The organism is Mesorhizobium sp. M0601 (assembly GCF_040320845.1).
Taxonomy (GTDB): domain Bacteria; phylum Pseudomonadota; class Alphaproteobacteria; order Rhizobiales; family Rhizobiaceae; genus Mesorhizobium.
Map to the genome: position 1 here is coordinate 17,421 of NZ_JAMYQK010000036.1, position 17,760 is coordinate 35,180.

Annotated in this window: 16 protein-coding genes; 3 read left to right on the forward strand and 13 right to left on the reverse strand. The window is 63.4% G+C overall.

All coding sequences use genetic code 11. From position 1 onward, the window contains the following. From NKI41_RS25480 to NKI41_RS25490, 3 genes are all read right to left on the reverse strand, one after another. Complete coding sequence (locus tag NKI41_RS25480; protein ID WP_352644219.1) at nt 1-963, reverse strand: ABC transporter permease; 963 nt, start codon at nt 961-963, stop codon at nt 1-3. A gap of 8 nt (nt 964-971) precedes the next feature. Beyond that, nucleotides 972-2,483, reverse strand: coding sequence for a sugar ABC transporter ATP-binding protein (locus tag NKI41_RS25485; protein WP_352644217.1), 1,512 nt, complete (start codon nt 2,481-2,483; stop codon nt 972-974). A gap of 81 nt (nt 2,484-2,564) precedes the next feature. Beyond that, nucleotides 2,565-3,611 (reverse strand): substrate-binding domain-containing protein, encoded by a 1,047-nt coding sequence (locus NKI41_RS25490; protein ID WP_502901241.1) that lies wholly within the window; start codon nt 3,609-3,611, stop codon nt 2,565-2,567. Nucleotides 3,612-3,967: 356 nt separating this feature from the next. On the opposite strand from NKI41_RS25490, the gene NKI41_RS25495 reads away from it, so the two are divergent. From NKI41_RS25495 to NKI41_RS25505, 3 genes are all read left to right on the forward strand, one after another. Then, nucleotides 3,968-4,618 carry an SGNH/GDSL hydrolase family protein gene (locus NKI41_RS25495; RefSeq protein WP_352685573.1) on the forward strand — a complete coding sequence of 217 codons (651 nt, stop codon included), beginning with the start codon at nt 3,968-3,970 and terminating at the stop codon, nt 4,616-4,618. Between the two features lie 57 nt (nt 4,619-4,675). Then, nucleotides 4,676-5,770 (forward strand): ROK family transcriptional regulator, encoded by a 1,095-nt coding sequence (locus NKI41_RS25500; protein ID WP_352685574.1) that lies wholly within the window; start codon nt 4,676-4,678, stop codon nt 5,768-5,770. Nucleotides 5,771-6,179: 409 nt separating this feature from the next. After that, nucleotides 6,180-7,076: an IclR family transcriptional regulator gene (locus tag NKI41_RS25505; protein WP_352685575.1), complete on the forward strand. Its 897-nt coding sequence runs from the start codon at nt 6,180-6,182 to the stop codon at nt 7,074-7,076. A 19-nt stretch (nt 7,077-7,095) separates the two neighbouring features. Here NKI41_RS25505 and NKI41_RS25510 read toward each other — a convergent pair whose 3' ends face one another. From NKI41_RS25510 to NKI41_RS25555, 10 genes are all read right to left on the reverse strand, one after another. Continuing rightward, entirely contained in the window at nt 7,096-8,337 is a 1,242-nt protein-coding gene (locus NKI41_RS25510) for a hydantoinase/carbamoylase family amidase (protein ID WP_352685576.1), read from the reverse strand. Further along, entirely contained in the window at nt 8,334-9,749 is a 1,416-nt protein-coding gene (gene hydA, locus NKI41_RS25515) for a dihydropyrimidinase (protein ID WP_352685577.1), read from the reverse strand. The genes NKI41_RS25510 and hydA overlap by 4 nt, the downstream gene beginning before the upstream one ends. Nucleotides 9,750-9,810: 61 nt before the next feature. Then, entirely contained in the window at nt 9,811-10,545 is a 735-nt protein-coding gene (locus NKI41_RS25520; RefSeq protein ID WP_352685578.1) for an SDR family NAD(P)-dependent oxidoreductase, read from the reverse strand. Nucleotides 10,546-10,580: 35 nt separating this feature from the next. After that, a complete protein-coding gene (locus tag NKI41_RS25525) occupies nt 10,581-11,423 on the reverse strand; it encodes an ABC transporter permease (protein ID WP_352685579.1) in 843 nt (280 codons plus the stop codon). Continuing rightward, nucleotides 11,420-12,361 carry an ABC transporter permease gene (locus NKI41_RS25530; RefSeq protein WP_352685580.1) on the reverse strand — a complete coding sequence of 314 codons (942 nt, stop codon included), beginning with the start codon at nt 12,359-12,361 and terminating at the stop codon, nt 11,420-11,422. The genes NKI41_RS25525 and NKI41_RS25530 overlap by 4 nt, the downstream gene beginning before the upstream one ends. Nucleotides 12,362-12,464: 103 nt before the next feature. After that, entirely contained in the window at nt 12,465-13,640 is a 1,176-nt protein-coding gene (locus tag NKI41_RS25535) for a polyamine ABC transporter substrate-binding protein (RefSeq protein ID WP_352685581.1), read from the reverse strand. Then, a complete protein-coding gene (locus NKI41_RS25540; RefSeq protein WP_352685582.1) occupies nt 13,637-14,773 on the reverse strand; it encodes an ABC transporter ATP-binding protein in 1,137 nt (378 codons plus the stop codon). The genes NKI41_RS25535 and NKI41_RS25540 overlap by 4 nt, the downstream gene beginning before the upstream one ends. 36 nt (nt 14,774-14,809) lie before the next feature. Next, the gene (locus NKI41_RS25545; RefSeq protein WP_352685583.1) at nt 14,810-15,559 is read right to left on the reverse strand and encodes an SDR family NAD(P)-dependent oxidoreductase; all 750 of its coding nucleotides are present in this window, start codon (nt 15,557-15,559) and stop codon (nt 14,810-14,812) included. Then, nucleotides 15,559-16,239, reverse strand: a complete 681-nt coding sequence (locus NKI41_RS25550; RefSeq protein WP_352685584.1) for an isochorismatase family protein — start codon at nt 16,237-16,239, stop codon at nt 15,559-15,561. Before NKI41_RS25550 ends, NKI41_RS25545 begins: the two co-directional genes overlap by 1 nt. Before the next feature lie 37 nt (nt 16,240-16,276). Then, a complete protein-coding gene (locus NKI41_RS25555) occupies nt 16,277-17,740 on the reverse strand; it encodes an amidohydrolase family protein (protein ID WP_352685585.1) in 1,464 nt (487 codons plus the stop codon). Between the last annotated feature and the right edge of the window lie 20 nt (nt 17,741-17,760).

Below are 17,760 nucleotides of genomic sequence, written 5' to 3' on the forward strand. Positions count from 1 at the left end.
TCAGAGCCCCATTTTCTTGCGGGATTGCAGCCCGACCACCGCCAGCAGGATGCCGCCCTTGATCGCGGTCTGGACAAAGGGCGAGACGTTGGCAAGGTTCATGCCGTTGGCCAGCAGCGCCATCACCAGCGCGCCGATCACCGTGCCGTGCAGGCTGCCGATGCCGCCGGAAAGCTGGGTGCCTCCGAGGGCTACGGCGGTGACGGTGTCGAGCTCGAAAAGAAGCCCGACATTCGGATCGCCCGACACGATGCGCCCGGCCAGGAAGACACCGGCAACGGCCGCGAAACAGGAGCAGACCACATAGGCGAGGATGATGTTGCGACGGTCGGAGACGCCGAAGTTGCGGGCCGCACTCTCGGCACCGGAAGCGATGCCGCCACCGATCGCGAACAGATGCAGCCCGTACCGCGATCCGTAGAGCAGTTTCCAGCCCACCAGGATCACGACGATCCCCCAGAAAACCGGATAGGGAATGCCGAGGAAACTGCCGGAAACGGCAGCGATGACGATTTCCGGCACGGTGCCGCCGGAGACGGGACGTAAGATGCGCGTGATGCCAAGCACGATATACTGCGTCGACAGCGTCGCGATGATCGGATGGACGTTGAAGCGGGTGATCGCCAGGCCGTTGATCAACCCGATGAACGCGGCCAGCAGAAAGACCGCCGGGATCAGCACGATCGCCGGCTGGTCCAGCGCCAGCACCGCCGTCGTGAAGCTGATGACCGAGCCGACCGACAGGTCGAGCCCGCCGATCAGCACGACGATGAGCTGTCCGAGCGCCGCGATGATCAGCGGCATCGCCTGGGCAACCAGGTTGAAAAGGTTTTCGGCCGTGGCGAACTGTGTCGTCTCGACGGTCAGCCAGAGCGAAATGAGCAAGGCGACCAGCAGCGGCAGGCCCCACAGGCCCTGTCGTGTGTTCCGGCCACTCAGGATGTTGAACAGCGAATGATACATGGAAGCCCCTAATGCTGGCGCGTGGAGCCGCCCATCAGGGCCGCGTCGAGGATCTTGTGTTCCGTCGCCTGCGCCGCCGGCATTTCGGCAACGATGGTGTCGTGGTGGACGACGTAGATGCGGTCGCAGAGCCCAATCAACTCGATCGTCTCGCGCGACAACACCAGCACCGCGCCGCCCTTGCGGGTGAAGTCGCGCAGCAGGTGGTAGATCTCCGACTTGGCGCCGATGTCGACGCCGCGGGTCGGCTCCTCCACCAGCAGAAGATCGAGATCCGCGGCGAGGTAGCGGCCGAGCAGAACCTTTTGCTGGTTGCCGCCCGATAGGGAGGCGACCGGAGCGGATGGACCTACCGCCTTGATGTTCATGACCTCCATCAAGCGGGCGATAACGCTTCGATAGGATCGCGCCGACGCAAGTTCGGATCGCCTCGAATGCAATCCGATGGCAATGTTGTGGGCGATCGGCAGGGCGAGAAAGAGCCCCTCTTCCTTGCGGTCTTCGGGAACGAAACCGACCTTCAGCTGCTGCAAATGGCGAACGCCTGATGATGTCGAGAGCGGCATCTTGAGCGCTTTGCCGTTGATGGAAATCGTCCCCGCAAAGGGATGGTAGCGGCCGATCAGCGATCTCAGGAAGCGCTGCTGGCCCTGCCCCTCCAGCCCTGCCAAAGCGACGATCTCACCCTTGTGCAAAGTCAGCGACAGCGGCTGCGATGTCTCGGTGATCCTGAGGTTTTCGGCCCGCAGGATCTCGTCGCCCTTGTCGCCCGTGCGATCGGGAAAAAGGTCCTGGAGTTCGCGTCCGACCATCATGGCGATGAGTTCGTCGGTGGTGATCTCGGATACCACCCTGGTGCCGACCAGCGCGCCGTCCTTCAGCACCGTGACCGTGTCGCACAGCTCGAAGATCTCCTCCATGCGATGCGAGATGTAGACAACAGCCTTTCCCTTATCGCGCAGCCGGCGGATGTTGCGGTTGAGCACATCGACGTCGGCCGCGTTCAGCGCCGCCGTCGGCTCGTCCAGAATGAGCACGCTGGCGTCCGCCTGGATGCAATGCGCGATCTCGACGAATTGCCGCTCGGCGATCGTCAGATTGGAGACGAGTTGTGATGGGTCGAGGGTGAGGCCGAGTTCGCCAAGCGCCTTGGCGGTCTGGCTGCTCATCTCGGGATAATCGATCGAGCCGAACCGGGTCGTCGGCTCCCGGCCGAGAAACATGTTCTCTGCGATCGACAGATTGGGCAGCAGCGAGTGCTCCTGGAAAACGGTCGAAATGCCGGCATCCAGCGCGTCGCGCGGCGACTTCAGATCGAGCTTTTCCCCGTTCATGAAGATTTCGCCGGAATCGGGCTGATGCACGCCCGCCAGGATCTTCATGAGCGTCGATTTCCCGGCGCCGTTCTCCCCCATCAGGGCGTGGACGCTGCCCGCCTTCAGATCGAGGGAAACGGAGTGGAGCGCCTTGCTCCCTCCGAACGCCTTCGAAATGTGGGACATCTCGATAAGATTGGTCACGAAACCCTCGAACGAACCGGATTCGACAGATGGAACGGCCTGCGGGGAATGCCTGTCCACTCCCCGCCAGCCACGGCGCCGTCACTTCTTGCCGTAATATTCCTTGAGCTTGTCCTCCGGCAGTTCGCTCGGCCACCAGACATTGGCCGTCAAATCGTCGCGATAGTATTTGGCAGCCTTGTCCTTGTCCCAGCCGTCGGGGTTGTAGACATAGCGCTTGTAGAGCTGCTGACCCTCAAGCAGCGCAACAGCGGCGCGCACGCCGGCGGCGCCCTGGGCGGGGCTGTATTCGGGAGAGATCGACTTGAATCCGTCCGTGATCCACTGGCCGAAATAGCCATTGTTGCCCTCGCCCGAAATCGGTGGAATGGGCGTGCCGAACTGCTTGAAGACGTCGACGCAGGCGCGTGTCATGTCGGCGCCGGACGACCAGATGCCGTCGACCTGCGGATTGTTCAGATAGAGTGTCTCGCACAGCTTCTTGGCCTTGTCGTACTGCCAGTCGCCATGCTCCTCGGCGGTGATCTGCACATGCGTGCCCTTGAGCGATTCCAAAAGGCCGTTGTAGCGGTTAGTGTCTTCCGGATGGCCGGCCAGGCCACGCAGGACCCAGATCTTACCGTTGTCGCCGACGGTCTTCACCAGCCAGTCGCCCATCACCTTGCCGAAATGTTCGGCGCCGCCCTGGATTTCGGTGGTGTAGGCATCGGAATCGATGCGGCCGGTGTGAAGGATGACGGGGATGCCGGCGGCGACCGCCTTGGCGATGCTGGCGTTGGCCGATGTGCTGGTCACCGGCTGAACGATAATCGCGTCGACATGCTGCGCGATCAAATCCTCGATATCGGCCACCTGTTTCTTCTGGTCGAAGCCCGCATCGAGCAGGATGAACTTCGAGATGCGCTTGTCCTTTGCAGCGGCGTTCTCCGCCTCATGCGCCACCTGCACGGTCCAGGTGTTGGCGTTGACGCCGAAGTCGCTCATTCCGATGACCCAGGGCGGGTCCTTCTTGAACGCACCGGCCGCGGTCATGCGCGTGTCGTCAGGGCGCGGCGCGACGCCGTCCATCAGCTTGACATCTTCCGCATGCGCCAGGGATGTCACGGCAAGCGCTGATGCAACGAGCATCCCCAGACCGACGGTTTTCAGCAATCCTAACATTGAATTCTCCTCCTTGTGGTTGCCCCGGCCGTACGAATACGTACGGCCGCGAGACGCTCTCCCAATGCACGCTCGTCGTCGCAAACCGACCGATGCACACAAATCTCCCGCCCCCGAAACACATGCGTGTCGAGGTCCAACCTGGGCTGGACGATGATGACGGTTGAGAACTCCTCCGAGCACTTTAGAAGCACAGGGGATTCGGCCTGTCAATAGTTAGTCATGTTGAATGACTATTCCCTTGCTTGCCTTTCACCGCTCCACTATCCATCATGAATGACGCTAGCTTGCATTGGCGCGCGATCAGTCCCGGCGAGAAAAACATGCGATCAGTCTTGTGCTACGGCGACTCCAACACGCACGGTCAAATCCCCGGCAGGGGACCGCTTGAGCGCTATGGTCCGGGTGAGCGTTGGCCGGGGATCCTGCGCGCTGAACTGGGAGCCGATTGGTATGTCATCGAGGAGGGATTGAGCGGCCGAACCACCGTCCACGACGACCCGATCGAGGGCGCCCACAAGAACGGCCGAACCTATCTTCGTCCTTGCCTGCAGAGCCATGCGACGCTTGATCTCGTCATCATCATGCTCGGCACCAACGATCTGAAGATCCGCTTCAACAAGCCGCCGTCGGAAGTGGCGATGGGCATTGGCTGCCTCGTCTACGACATCAAGGAGCTGGCGCCCGGGCCGGGCGGCTCGACGCCCGAGATCATGATCGTGGCGCCGCCGCCGATGCAGGACGACGTCAAGGAATGGAAGTCCATCTTTGCCGGCGCGCCGGAGAAATCGCGCCTGCTCGCGCTGGAATTCGAGGTCCTCGCGGATTCGCTTGAACTCCACTTTTTCGATGCCGGCTCGGTGGTATCCTGCAGCGAAGCGGACGGGTTTCATATCGATGCCGAGGCGCACAGATTGCTCGGCACCGCACTCGCCCGCGCGGTCGATGCCATCGGCTGGAGCCGCTCGATATGAGCAATCCCGGCGCCGCCAGGCAACGCGCTCTTACCGACGGAGCGACCCTTGCCTGACATGAGATTCGCACCCCCCAATCCCTTGCGCATCGCCGATCGTGCGAGCGGGCTGAATGCGTTGAGCGTGCGCAGCTACAATGAGCGTCTGGTGCTGTCGCTGCTGCTTCAGAACGAGGGCATTTCGCGGATGGAAATCGGCGAGAAAACCGGCCTGTCGGCGCAGACGGCCTCGGTCATCGTCCGCTCACTCGAGCAGGAAGGCCTGGTCTCGCAGGGTGAGGCGCAGCGCGGCCGCGTCGGGCCGCCCACCATCCCGCTTTCGCTCAACCCGGAGGGCGCCTATGCGGTCGGCGTCGGCTTCAGCCGGCGCAGGATCGACATCGCGCTCATCGACTTCATCGGCACCGTGCGCTTCCACAAGCAGTTGCCGGCGGATGAAGCCAATCCGTTTCCGCAAAGCAGTGATCTGCTGGGGGCGATCAGGCAAGCCATGACGAGCTTGCCGGTCGAGGTGCGCAGCCGGATCGCCGGTATCGGGCTGGCTGTTCCCGACGAAGTCGACGCCTTGGCTGCAACCCGCAACGGATCGAGCACGTCCCTCACGGCTTTGCAGGGCGAGATCGAAGAGCAGAGCAAGCTGCCGGTTTTCGTGCAGAACGACATCACCGCGGCAGCCGGCGGCGAAAGCATGTTCGGCGTCGCAAAGCCGCTGAACGACTATTTGTTCTTCTATCTCGGAGCAAGGCTGCAGAGCAGGCTCATCCTCAATCACCAGATCTACAAGGGAAGCTCCAGCGCAAGCTTCGATCATGGCCTTGTGCGCCTGGAGAGCGAACTGGCCAAGCGCGGGCGCCCGTCCCAAATCATCTGGAGCAGCAACCCGGAGTGGCCTGATCTCGGAGAGGCCTACAGCGAATGGCTGGGTGAATGCTCCAAGCGCCTGAAAGCGTCGATTTCGGCGCTGACCCAGTTTGTTGAGTTCAGGACGGTCGTCCTGTCCAGCTATGCGCCGCGGAAAATCGCCAAGGCGTTGTGCGCCGACATCAACCGCGAATTCTTCACCATCGAAGCGTTGCCGGCGCGGGTCACCATCAGCCCGAAGGCCGTGGGAGCGGCGAGCCTGCCGTTCAGCTCGCGCTTCATGATCCAGTGATTGTGCCGAACCCGCTCTGTCGCTAGCCGACCCAGGCGACGCCTCGCTTCTGCTAAAACAGCCTCACATTACCACTTAGGTTGTCCTCAAGGGCCGTTCGGAATTCCCGCTCGAATACCTGCTGCAGTATCGACGACGCCTGCGTGCGGTTGCGTGTCATGTAGATCTGACAGGGAAGGCGAGGAGCGAAAGGTCGTCCTGACGAAGTGAACCGTCTCGTAGATCGCCGCCTGCGCAATGCCGGTATCGACGGCAACCTGGATGATCTGGAAGATGTCGCCGTCGGCCGTCGAGCGGCTTCCTGGCGGGCATCTTCTCTCGTTCCTGAACGCAGTGCGCCCAGTATGGCCATTGAGAGAACTTCATTCTATAAGAAGAACTCTCTTCGGCTACTAATCGAGTGATCATCTTGAGCCTCCCTTCCCGCGACGACATTCCAAAACGCTCTTCCAGGGCGGAACTTCACCACGACGGCACTCACTGGCTGCTTGCACCGCAGGCAAGCGAACGCGTCGTAAAACAGCCGCCCGGATTGGTTCCCGCGCTGGAGAACGCACTGGCGATCCTACAGTTTCTCAACGACACGCCGCCGCATGAGGCGGCGCTTGTCGACCTTACAGCAGCGCTGGATATTTCAAAGACCCACTGTCACTCGATCTTGAAGACGCTGGTGCATTTCGAGTGGCTGAAGTTCGATCCCAGATCCAAAACCTACCGTCTTCACTCCGGGCTTCTATCCACCGCCTCCAGCCTCCTCAATTCTCCGGTTCTGGATGCAGTGCGGCGCAGCCTCAGCGCGCTCGTGCAGCGCATCGACATCCCATGCCTGCTGACACAGCCCATGGACGACGACACTTTCATCGTCATCGACAAGTTCAACGGTCCGAAGTCGATGGAGATATCCTTCCCGATCGGGCACCGGTTTCCGCGTGACGCCTGCGCCCAGATGCGAGCCTATCTGGGCTGGCAGACGCCGCAACGGCTCGATCTTTGGATGGAGCATTGGACGCCTGCCCGCTACACCTCGAAGACGCCGCTTGACGCGAAGTCGATCCGGGCGTCGGTCGCCGCTACGCGTGAGCGCGGCTATGCGCTCAGCCAAGGTGAATTCACGGAAGGCATCATGGCGATCGCCCTGCCGATCTTCGACCGTGACGGACAGGTTTCCTTCATCTTCAACTGCTCGTTCATGATCGACAGTTTCCTGCCCGAGGAGAAGAAGGTGGCGGCCGAGATGATCCGTGCCGCCACTGAAATCCATCGCGCCACGCTGGCACGGCCGCCGGAGAGTTTTCCCGCCTTATGAGGACCCGCGGCAGGAAGCCTCAGTAGGCCAGCTTATGGATCCCGGCAGCCAGCAGCCTTATGCCGGCGACGATGTCAGCGATCGAGGAGAACTCCTCGGGCGTATGGCTGCGGCCTTCCTTGCTGCGCACGAAGATCATGGCGACCTTTGCGATGGTGGCCATCTGCTGCGTGTCGTGGCCGGCGCCGCTGGCCATGGTCAGGATCGGTATCCCCTGTTCGGCTGCGCATTTCTGCAGTATCGAAACGACCGCCGGGTCGCTGCGGCATGGCTGGTGATCGATCTGCATCGTCCAGTCGAGATCGAGATTCCGGCGAGCGGCTACTTCGCGCATCATTCCCTCATGAGTGGCATAGAGCCGTTCGCAGCGCTCCGGATCGGGATGGCGCGCATCAATGGTGAACTGCACTCTGGAGGGAATGACCGCTGTCGCGTTCGGCTCCACGATCACACGCCCGACGGTCGTTACCGCCGGACGGCCCCATCGATGCGCCGTATCGACGGCGCGCGACCCGATTTCCATGAAGCCGGCCATCGGGTCGAGGCGAATATCCATCGGGAAGGCGCCGGCGTGGTTCTGCGTGCCGTGCAATTCCACGCTGTAGTGCCTGATCCCCGTTACCGCGTTGACGACAGCGACGGGGATTCCTGCCTCCTCGAGTATGGGACCCTGTTCGATGTGAAGCTCGATGAACGTATCGATATCGTTGCGCTTGGCCTCCGGAATCCGCCTCGGGTCCAGGCCGACGGCCCGCATCGCCTCCGCCGCCGTCTCTCCGTCGAACCCGATCGTATTGTCGGGATCGTCGGCCTCGATGCGCCCGGTTATGGCGCGCGAGCCCCAGAAATTCGCCGAGGGAAAGCGGCTGGACTCCTCCTCGCAGAATGCCACCGCCTCGATCGACCGGCGTGGTTGCCCAAACTGCTCCTTAAGCGCCTTGACGGCGATCAGCCCGGCAAGGGCGCCGAGCGCGCCGTCGTAGCGGCCTCCGGGTTTCTGCGAATCGATATGCGAACCCGAAGCGATGCTGGAGGATGCCGCGTCAGTTCCCTGCAGCCTGCCCCAGACATTGCCGACCGCGTCGCGGCTGACGGTGAGTCCCGCATCCCTGCACCACGAGGCGTATTGGTCGGTGGCCGCAACCCATTCCGGCGAATAGACCGTTCGCCATACTCCGGTGTCGCCATAGGAACCGTACGAGGCCAGCGTCAGGATGTAGTCCTCGACGAGTTTGGGATCGATGGCGATTTGTGCCGTCATGACCGTTGCGCCTCCAGCTTTGCCGGGCGGCTCCACGACGACGCCGTGCCGCGATGGATGTACCTGCCGCGCCCTGCCGCGCCGGTGAATACGCCGCCCCGAATGATGATGTCGCCTCTCGATATCACCGTCTCCGGCGCGCCCAGAACCTCCATTCCTTCGAACATCGTGTAGTCGACGGCCGAGTGCAGGTCGGCTTGCGTCAGCCGCCGCCTGACGTCCGGATTCCAGATGACCAGGTCGGCGTCGCCGCCGACGGCGATTGTCCCCTTGGCCGGGTAGAGCCCGAAGATCCTGGCGGGCGTCGTCGCCACCAGATCAACGAAACGGTTCGGCGAAAGATCTCCGTTGGCGACGCCCTGCCAGACCAGCATCATGCGTTCCTCGATGCCGGGAGCGCCGTTGGGAATCTGCCTGAAATCGTCGCGCCCGATATCCTTGCCGCCGTGAAAATTGTAAGGCGCGTGATCCGACGAGACGACCTCGAGATCGCCGCGGGCGATGGCGTCCCAGATGATCTTCGGCTGATGCCTGGCCCGCGGCGGAGGGGTAAAGACATATTTGCCGCCCTCGAATCCCGGAGCTTCGAATACGGCATCGGTAATGTGCAGGTAATGCGCGCAGGTCTCGGCATGCACGGCCACACCGCGCTGCCGCCCTCGGACCACCTCCTCCAAGGCTTCGCTGCAGCTGACATGGACGATGTAGATTGACGCGCCGACCAGTTCGGCAAGGGCGACGGCACGCGCCGTAGCCTCGGCCTCGACTCGGGGCGGGCGGCTGAGCGCATGGTAGCGCGGCGACAATTTACCCTGGCCGGCAAAGCTGTCGCGTAGATATTCGACGGCCTCACCGTTCTCGGCATGGACCATCACCAGCGCACCGTTCGCCCGCGCCTCGTGCAGCACCCGGATCAAGGTACCATCGTCAACCATGGTGTCGCCCTTGTAGGCCATGAACAGCTTGAAGCTGGTGACGCCTTCGCCGGGCAGCGCCGACAATTCCGCCAGGGTCCGTTCCGAGGGATCGGAGACGATGGCGTGCAGCGCGAAATCGATGACCGCCTTGGGATCAGCGCGGCTGCGATGCTCTGCCAGCGAGTCCAAGAGGCCGCGGCCTTTGATCTGCGGACAGAAATTGATGATGGTCGTGGTTCCGCCATGCGCGGCCGCGATCGTCCCGCTGAGGAAATCATCCTCCGTGTCGGCCAGCAGGCCGGGCGTATCGAGATGTGTGTGGACATCGACGCCGCCGGGCATCACCAGATGTCCGGATGCGTCGATCATCTTCGTCTTGCTGTCCGCATTGATAGCATCGGCTATTGCGCTTATGCGGCCGTTCAGCACGCCGATGTCGGCCGCGAACGTGTCGCACGCGGTGACGACGGTTCCGTTCTTGATTATCAGATCCACTTTTCCGTTCCTGTCTGCTCGGCGCATCGGGGCTGGGGATGCACACGAATTGCTGGCGTGGTCAGCGGGCGGTGTAGCCGCCGTCGGCAACCCATACGGCTCCGGTCACGAACGAGGCTTCAGGCGACAGCAGGAAGGCTATGACGGGTGCAATCTCATCCGGCCGGGCGAGCCGCCCCAGCGGGATGTTCCTGGCTGCGTCCTCGACTGTGAAGCCAAGGCGCTTCTGCTCGCGCTCCATCATGGGCGTATGCACACCGCCTGGAGCCACCGCGTTGAAGCGCACGCCACGCTGAGCATATTCCAGCGCCAGCACCCGCATCAGGTTGATGACGCCCGCCTTTGCCGATGCATAGGCACTCAAACCCACCTGCCCGACCGTGCCGAGTTCGGAAGCTGTGGCGACAAAGGCGCCGCGACCGGACTTCACCAGCCAGGGCGCGGTGACCCGCGCCAGAAGATAGACGCCGCGCAGATTGACCCGCATGACGGCATCCCAATCCTGGGCGCCGGTCTGCTCCAGCGCCGCCGTGAAGCTTATGCCGGCATTGGCGACGGCGGCGTCCACCCGGCCTTCGGCGGCGGCGATGCGGGCGACCGCCTCGCCAAGCGCCGACTCGTCGGCAATGTCCACCGTCACGCGTTGCAGCCCGGCCAGTTCGGGCAGCGCGGCAAGTGCCGCCTCATCGCGGTCCAGCGCATGGACGCGATAGCCTTTGCCGGCCAGCAGGATGGCAGTGGCGGCTCCAATTCCGGAGCCGGCCCCGGTTACCAGGGCAACAGTCTGTGCGGTCACGTTTTTGCGTCCTTCCAGTTTGTGGCTTTTCGACTTCAGGCGGCGGCTTCACCTTGCCCGGCAAGCATCAGCACGGCGTTGCGCTTTGACGCGCCCGACCATGCGAGAAAGAGCCCTGCCGCCGCGAAGACCAGTATTGTGAGGCCGAACATCAGGGCCGAAATCGCGGCGATATCTCCCTTCAGCCCTTGCCGCACCGAAGCCAGGATGTAGACAGGCAAGGGCGTGGTCTTCGCGGTGCTGACGAACAGCGAGACGATGACGTCGTCGAAGGAGATGGTGAAGGCGAGCAGTCCTCCGACCACCAAGGCCGGCGTCAAGAGCGGAAGCGTGACCGTCATGAACGCCAGGCCGGGGCTCGCGCCGAGATCGGCGGCCGCTTCCTCGAGCCTCGGGTCGAGCGCGCTGAGGCGCGCACGCACGATGAACGCCACAAGCGCACCGCCGAACAGCGTATGCGCGATGATCATGCGCACCAGCCCGGCATCGAGGTCGATCTTCACGAACCAGATGAGATAGGCGACGGCCTTGACGATCTCCGGAAAGGAGAGGACGACCAGCAGCAGCAGGCTGAGCGGGACGGCGACAGCTGCCGACCGGCGCGCAAGAACGGTCCCGCACACGCAACCCAGAACAATGCTTGCGATCGCTGTGCCGAGCGCCACGGTGACGCTGGTGCGCAGGGTCGAAAGGATGTTCTGGTCGGAAAGCACGCGCCCGTACCAGCGCAGACCCGCCCCCTTCCAGATGATCAGATAGTCGCCGACATTGAACGAATAGGCCAGCACCGCCACGATCGGGGCAAACAGGAAGACGGCCACGAGAAGCGACCACAGGCCGAGTATGATGGATCTTGGTCCGGGTACGGTGCGGCTCATCGGGTCAACTTTCTCGCCAAGGCCGGCAGGCGCTGGATCGCCGATGCCGCTCCCGCCATGAGGAGCACGCTGGCGACGACCACTCCCACCAGGGAGAGGGCCATTGCCGAGGCCAGCGGCCAGTTCTCGCCTTGCAGGAATTGCGAATAGATCAAGGTGCCTATCATCATGCCCTTGGCGCCGCCCATCAGTTCGGGGGTGACGTAGTCACTGGTCATGGTGATGAAGACGATCATCGCTCCGGCCGTGATGCCGGGCGCCGTCAGAGGCAGCGTTATGCCCAGAAAGGTCTGCCAAGGCCGGGCATAGAGGTCGCGGCTGGCCTCACGCTGATCCTTCGAAAGCCTGTCTATCGAGACGTAGATCGGCAGGATCATCATCGGCAGGAAATTGTAGAACAGGCCGAGTTGCACGGCGGTTTGCGTGAACAGCAGGCTTTCGCCCGTCCGCAGCAGCCCGACCGCTTGAAGCGCTTGCGAGACCATGCCGTTGCCGCCAAGCAGAATGCGCCAGCCGAGCATCCGCAACAGGTAGCTCGTCCAGAATGGCACCACGACCAGCACAAGCAGCCACGGCTTCAGCCGGTCGGGACAGCGCGTGCTGATGAAATAGGCGACGGGATAGCCGACAGCGATGCAGAGCGCCGTTCCGAGCAGCGCATTCTGCACGCTGGCGGCGAACACCAGGCGGAAGGTCGGCGTGAAGACGTTGAGATAGTTGTCGAAGGTCAGAGCGCCGGCGACTGCGTCCGCGCCGTGGCCTCCGCCATTGTAGGTGGCGAAGCTTTGCAGCGCGATGAGCAGAACCGGGACGATGAAGAACGCCGCATAGAACGCGAACGGCAGGACCACCAGCCACCAGTCGCGCACCATCCGCCTCAGGCGGCCCGAGACCGCGGGACTGTTTATGCTTTGATGCCGTTCGACTGCTGCGTGCACGGATACCATTCCTTGAGACGGCCCGACGGCCGCTGCATCGCCGATCAGGCAAACGCAGCGGATTGGGGCGGACGGCTCGTTGCCGGGCCGTCCGCTGGTGCGGTCAGCCGCGCGAGGCCGCCGCCTTGATCTCGTTGAACATCTCGATCCGCTTCGAAGGGTTGGAGCCTTCGACCTGCTGGAAGACGAGCCGTTGCGCGACGCCGTCGGGGAACACAATCATGTCCTTGCGAACGAGGTTGGCGGAGAGCTTTTCGACCACGCCCTTCACACCGGTGTCGTAGCCGATGAAGGCCACTTCCTCGGCAGCAACGTCCGGGTCGAGCATGTAATTGATGAAGGCGTGGGCCGCCGCAACGTTCTTGGACCCGGTCGGCACCGCGTAGTGATCGCTCCAGATCACGCATTGCGGAGTCGGGTAAACCCAAGTGTAGCTGTCCGGGTCCTGCTCGAAGATATGACGGCAGCTGCCGAGATAGCCCTGCCCCAGGACATAGTCGCCGTTCAGCATTCCCTGGACCGGGTTCGCGTCGAAGGCCTTCAGATGCGGCACCAGTTCCTTGAGCAACACGTCCCTGGCATGTTCCAGGCGCGCCACGTCACCGGTGTTGTAGTCCTTGGCCTCCCGCCAGAAGACCAGCCCGAAAACGCTCGGCTGGTCGTTGAGGACCGATACGCGGCCGCTGACATCAGGCAATGCCGCCGCGCGGAAGAAATCGTCCCAGCTCTTGATCTCATCCTTGATGACGGTGTGATTGTAGAGGATGCCGATCGTGCCGAAATTCTTCATCACGGTGTAGCGGTTGCCCGGATCGAACGGAGGGTCGCGGAAATCGCTGCGGAGATTTTCGAGGTTTGGGATCTGCGCGTGGTCGAGCGGCTGGATAAGCTTGCGTTCGACCGTCTGCTTGACGTAGGCGTCGCCAAGCACGACGATGTCGTAATCGGCGGAACCGGAGATTTCCAGCTTGGCGATGGCCGCCTCGACTGAATCGAAGGTGGCGACCTGGACCCTTGGGCCGGCGCCGGCGCTGAAACCTTCAAGCACCGCCGGGTTGGCGTAACCTGCCCAGGAGTAGATGAACAGGCTGTCGCCGAGCTTGGCGGCGCCTGCAGCCGCCTTGGCATGCGCCGGCAGATCGGTTTCGGCAAAGGCGGCCGAGATGCCGTTGACGCTCAGCGCCGCTGCGCCACCGGCCATCGCCGCCAGGCGCAGGAAGTTTCTTCGCGTCCATTCCTGGGAAGCAAGTATCCGGATAGTCCCATTGCTGTCGTTCATGGTCGGTTCTCCATCTTGAGGTTTGTTGGAACTCCCGGTTGATCCGGGATTATTGTGCTGTGATCGGGGTGCCATGTGACCCAGACTTCGGCTCCGGGCCCGATGGCAGCATCCGCAATCCGGCTTGTGCAGGTGACGGTCTCGCCACGTCTGGTCCGGACCATGATGCAGTGGTGCGAACCGAGAAACTGGCGCTCCACCACCGTCGCGCCGACCCGGCAAAGATCGGCGCGCGGCTCGACTCCGCGCGGCATCAGCTCGACGCTCTCGGGACGAACGAGGACGGTGTTGGCGCCCTGTCCGCCATGGGCTGGAAGCCAGATGAATTCATCTTCGGCGATCTCGATGAGGCGGCGATCGCCTCGCCTCGATACGCTCCCGGTAAAGAAGTTCGACTGGCCGACGAAATCGGCAACGAAGCGGCTTGCCGGGCGGTGGTAAAGATCGGCCGGGGTGCCCACCTGCTCCAGGTGCCCCGCATTCAGGATCGCGATGCGGTCCGACATTGCGAAGGCCTCGTGCTGGTCGTGCGTGACGAACACGAAGGTGATCCCGACCTCCTGCTGGATTCGTCGCAACTCGGTCTGCATCGTCGCCCGCAGCTTTGCATCCAGCGCCGCAAGCGGCTCGTCGAGAAGAAGAACACGCGGGCGGTTCACCAGGGCGCGCGCCAGCGCCACCCTCTGCTGCTGGCCTCCCGACAAGGCGGCAGGTCGCCGCTTGGAGAGATCGCAGAGCTGAACGAGATCGAGGACCTCCTCGACGCGCCGGCGACGTTCGAAGCGCGCGACACCCTTGCGCCTCAGTCCGTATTCGATGTTGTCGTAGACATCCATATGCGGGAACAGCGCGTAGGATTGAAACACGATGTTCACGTCCCGCTTGTGCGGGGGGATGCCGGTTACCGGATTTCTGCCGAGCAGAAGTTCGCCGCCGCTCTGATGCTCGAAACCGGCGATCATCCGCAGTGCCGTCGTCTTGCCGCATCCGCTCGGCCCGAGCAGCGAGAAGAACTCCCCTTCGCCGATTTCGAGATTCAGCTTATCGATGACCGGCGTAGCGCCTGCCCTCGAGGTGAAGACCTTCGAGATGTCCTTGAAGGTAATGGCCGCTTCTGCTTGCAATGCGCTCACCTCGCCTGTCCTTTTCGAGAACGGATCGACGTACATTCAAAGCCCCCGGAAATGTCCGCCACTGATGTTGAGAACGCTGCCGCTCATCCAGTCGCCGCCCTTGCCGAGGAGATGCAGAACGCCTTCGGCGATTGGCCGAGCGCCCCCAAAGCCCAGCGGATGGGCGGCCAGATAGGCCTTCCTGCCTTCGTCGGAATAGGGCCGGCCGGTATCGCCTGTCGGCCCGGGAGTGATGGCGTTGACCAGTATCCCGTGCGGCTCCAACTGGGAGGAGAGCGATACCGTCAGTCCGATCAGGCCCGCCTTGGCCGTCGCATAGGCGGGAGAAAGCGTCGGCGAGCCGACGCGCGCGGCAAGAGAGCTTACGAATATGATCCGCCCGGCTCGGTTTTCCATCATCGCCGGGATAACCGCCCGCGAACACCACCAGGCGCCGTTGAGATCGACCTCGATCACATGGCGCCAGTGGGCCTCATCGATCGTCGCCGCCTGCCCGTGCGGCGCATCGAGGCCGGCATTGTTGACTAACGCGTCAATCCGGCCATGCGCCGCGCGCACGTCCTCGGCCAGCTGCATGGCGCTTTCGGGATCCGTGATGTCGACATGGCTATGGCTGGCCTGTCCTCCGCCCGAGCGGATCGCCTCGGCGACGGCAGCCGCTTCGTCCAGCAGGATGTCGGCGACGACGACGTGGCCTCCTTGCGCGGCCGCTCGTTCAGCGATGCAGCGGCCGATGCCGCGCGCCGCGCCGGTGACGATGACGGTCTTGCCTTCGAGCCCGCCCATCAGGCCGCCTCGTCCCGCATGTCCCGCTTGAGGTGGGCCAGGACTTCGGCCAGAGGCAGAACGTCGGCGTACCGGGCGTTGATGTCGAACAGATTCGCGACATGCGCCGAGGCGCAGCGGTCACCGACGGCTTCTTCCGGCACAATCGCATGAAAACCGTAATCCAGCGCGCTTTCGCAGGTCGAGCGAATGCAGCCGCTCGTGCTGCAGCCGGTGATGACGACGGTATCGATCTTCTTCGAGACCAAGATGCTCAGCAGATTGGTGTTGAAGAAGGCGCTGGCGCGTGGCTTTTCGATGAGCGCTTCGTCATCGCGCCGCTCAAGCTCCGCAATCAGCCGGACGCGATCGGAGCCGCGTATCATGTTCCGGCTGTGCGGGGTCTTCAGGCGGGTCACCGCCGGCAGGTCGGACTGGCTGGCGTCGTAAGCCATCGTGGTGAAGATGACCGGGACGTCGCGCCGACCGCGCGCCAAGGCGAGCAGGCCCTTGATGGACTGGGTCACGCTGCCGAGGTCGGAGCCGAGCTCTTCATCGGTCCGCGTCCACGCGCCCGCCATATCGATGACAAGGAGTGCCGGCCGCTCGCCCCAGCCGACACGTCCGGCAAAGCCCGCCTTGCGGTATTGTTCGAGCAGCTCGGCGTTGCCGAGGCGATGGACCATCTGTGTAGCTTGCATATCGTTCTCCAGGAATGCCGCCTCGACGGCGCGAAGGTCAGATCCAGCGCAGCGCCGGCGGGGACAGTTCGTCGGCCGAGCGGCCGGCCCAGTCGTTTCGCGGGATCGTCGCCATGGCGCGCAGCTGCGCCTCGGCGAGGCGGGCGGCGGCGGCGGCATGGTCGATGGTGAGCACCTTGCCGTCGCGCACCACCGGCCGGCCATCGACATAGACGTGGCGCACGGCGCGGTCGGACGCGGAAAAGACCAGCGACCGCAACGGATCCCGGCACGGCTGCATGGAGGGAGCCGTGCAATCGACAAGCACGATGTCGGCCTTGCATCCGGGCGACAGGCGGCCAATGTCATCGCGGCCGAGCGCTTTGGCGCCGCCGACCGTGGAGGCCTCAAAGACGTCGGCAAGGCGCGCTTCCCGCGGATTGCCGGCCGTCAGCCGCGCCGCATAGATGGCAAGCCGCATCTCATCGAGCATGTTGTGCGGATAGACGTCGGTGCCGATGCCGATGTTGACGCCGGCCTCGCGATAGCGCCCAAGATGATTAAGCGAGATGCCGCGGCGCGCGAACACTGTTGGACAGTGGGCCACTGTCGCGCCGGCTTCCGCGAGCCGCTCCAGATCGCCGGTCCGCTCCCAATGCGTCCAGGGATGATGGTCGAGGAAGATGCCGTGGCCGATGATGGTGCGAGGGCCAAGGACGCCGAGCTCCGACATCCAGCCGATCGGCGTGAGGCCGTGGCGCCGCGTGATCTCCTGGAATTCGACGATCGACTGAGCGGCATGCGTCTGGAACGGCACCGAGCGCCGCTCGGCCTCGGCATAGGCGTCGCGCAACAGGCCTTCGCTGCAGGTGTCGATCTGCGCTGGAGTGACCATGCCCGTCAGACGGCCGCTCGGATGCCGTTCAGCCAGGTCGACCTCCTTCAGCGCGCGCTCGAAGGCCAGGCGACCTGCCGCTTCATCCCATTCGTATTCGACACGATGACCATCGCGGGTCAGCCAACGTCCGGAGCGGAACATCGGCGCCACGCAAACGCGGAGGCCGGATTCCGCGTGAATGTCGAGCCATCCTTCGCTGGGAACCGCCAGGTCGCAAAGCGTGGTAACGCCGGAGAACAGCAGCTCGGAAAGCGCAACACCGTAACAGGCGCGTACGCTGTCGGCATCGCGGTCGAGCACGGTGAGATATTCGTAGAGCGAGGAGTTGTAGAGTCGCGGGCTGCCGACCTCGTCCCACAGCCCCTTGTTCAGCGGCTCCTCGCCCGGATGCGAATGGATGTCCACCAGGCCCGGCATGACGAGATAGCGGCTGCCGTCGATCGTCTCGGCAGCGGGTCCGTCGTAGTTCGGTCCGACATGCAGGATGCCGTCCCGCGAGAAGGCAACGTCGACGTCGCGCATATAGACGTGGCACCCGGCCTCCTGGTCCCAGCCGACCACGGTGCGCGCCTGTTTGACATGCGTGATGGTTGCTCCCTCGGAGGGCAGTCGGTCGGCAGTCATCGGAGCTCCCACTGTTCTGT

Excerpts from the sequence above, each read along its gene's own strand:
- NKI41_RS25480 (WP_352644219.1), bottom strand. The coding sequence starts at position 963 with ATGTATCATTCGCTGTTCAACATCCTGAGTGGCCGGAACACACGACAG.
- NKI41_RS25490 (WP_502901241.1), bottom strand. The coding sequence starts at position 3,611 with ATGCTCGTTGCATCAGCGCTTGCCGTGACATCCCTGGCGCATGCGGAA.
- NKI41_RS25495 (WP_352685573.1), top strand. The coding sequence starts at position 3,968 with ATGCGATCAGTCTTGTGCTACGGCGACTCCAACACGCACGGTCAAATC.
- NKI41_RS25500 (WP_352685574.1), top strand. The coding sequence starts at position 4,676 with ATGAGATTCGCACCCCCCAATCCCTTGCGCATCGCCGATCGTGCGAGC.
- NKI41_RS25510 (WP_352685576.1), bottom strand. The coding sequence starts at position 8,337 with ATGACGGCACAAATCGCCATCGATCCCAAACTCGTCGAGGACTACATC.
- NKI41_RS25525 (WP_352685579.1), bottom strand. The coding sequence starts at position 11,423 with ATGAGCCGCACCGTACCCGGACCAAGATCCATCATACTCGGCCTGTGG.
- NKI41_RS25535 (WP_352685581.1), bottom strand. The coding sequence starts at position 13,640 with ATGAACGACAGCAATGGGACTATCCGGATACTTGCTTCCCAGGAATGG.
- NKI41_RS25545 (WP_352685583.1), bottom strand. The coding sequence starts at position 15,559 with ATGGGCGGGCTCGAAGGCAAGACCGTCATCGTCACCGGCGCGGCGCGC.
- NKI41_RS25550 (WP_352685584.1), bottom strand. The coding sequence starts at position 16,239 with ATGCAAGCTACACAGATGGTCCATCGCCTCGGCAACGCCGAGCTGCTC.
- NKI41_RS25555 (WP_352685585.1), bottom strand. The coding sequence starts at position 17,740 with ATGACTGCCGACCGACTGCCCTCCGAGGGAGCAACCATCACGCATGTC.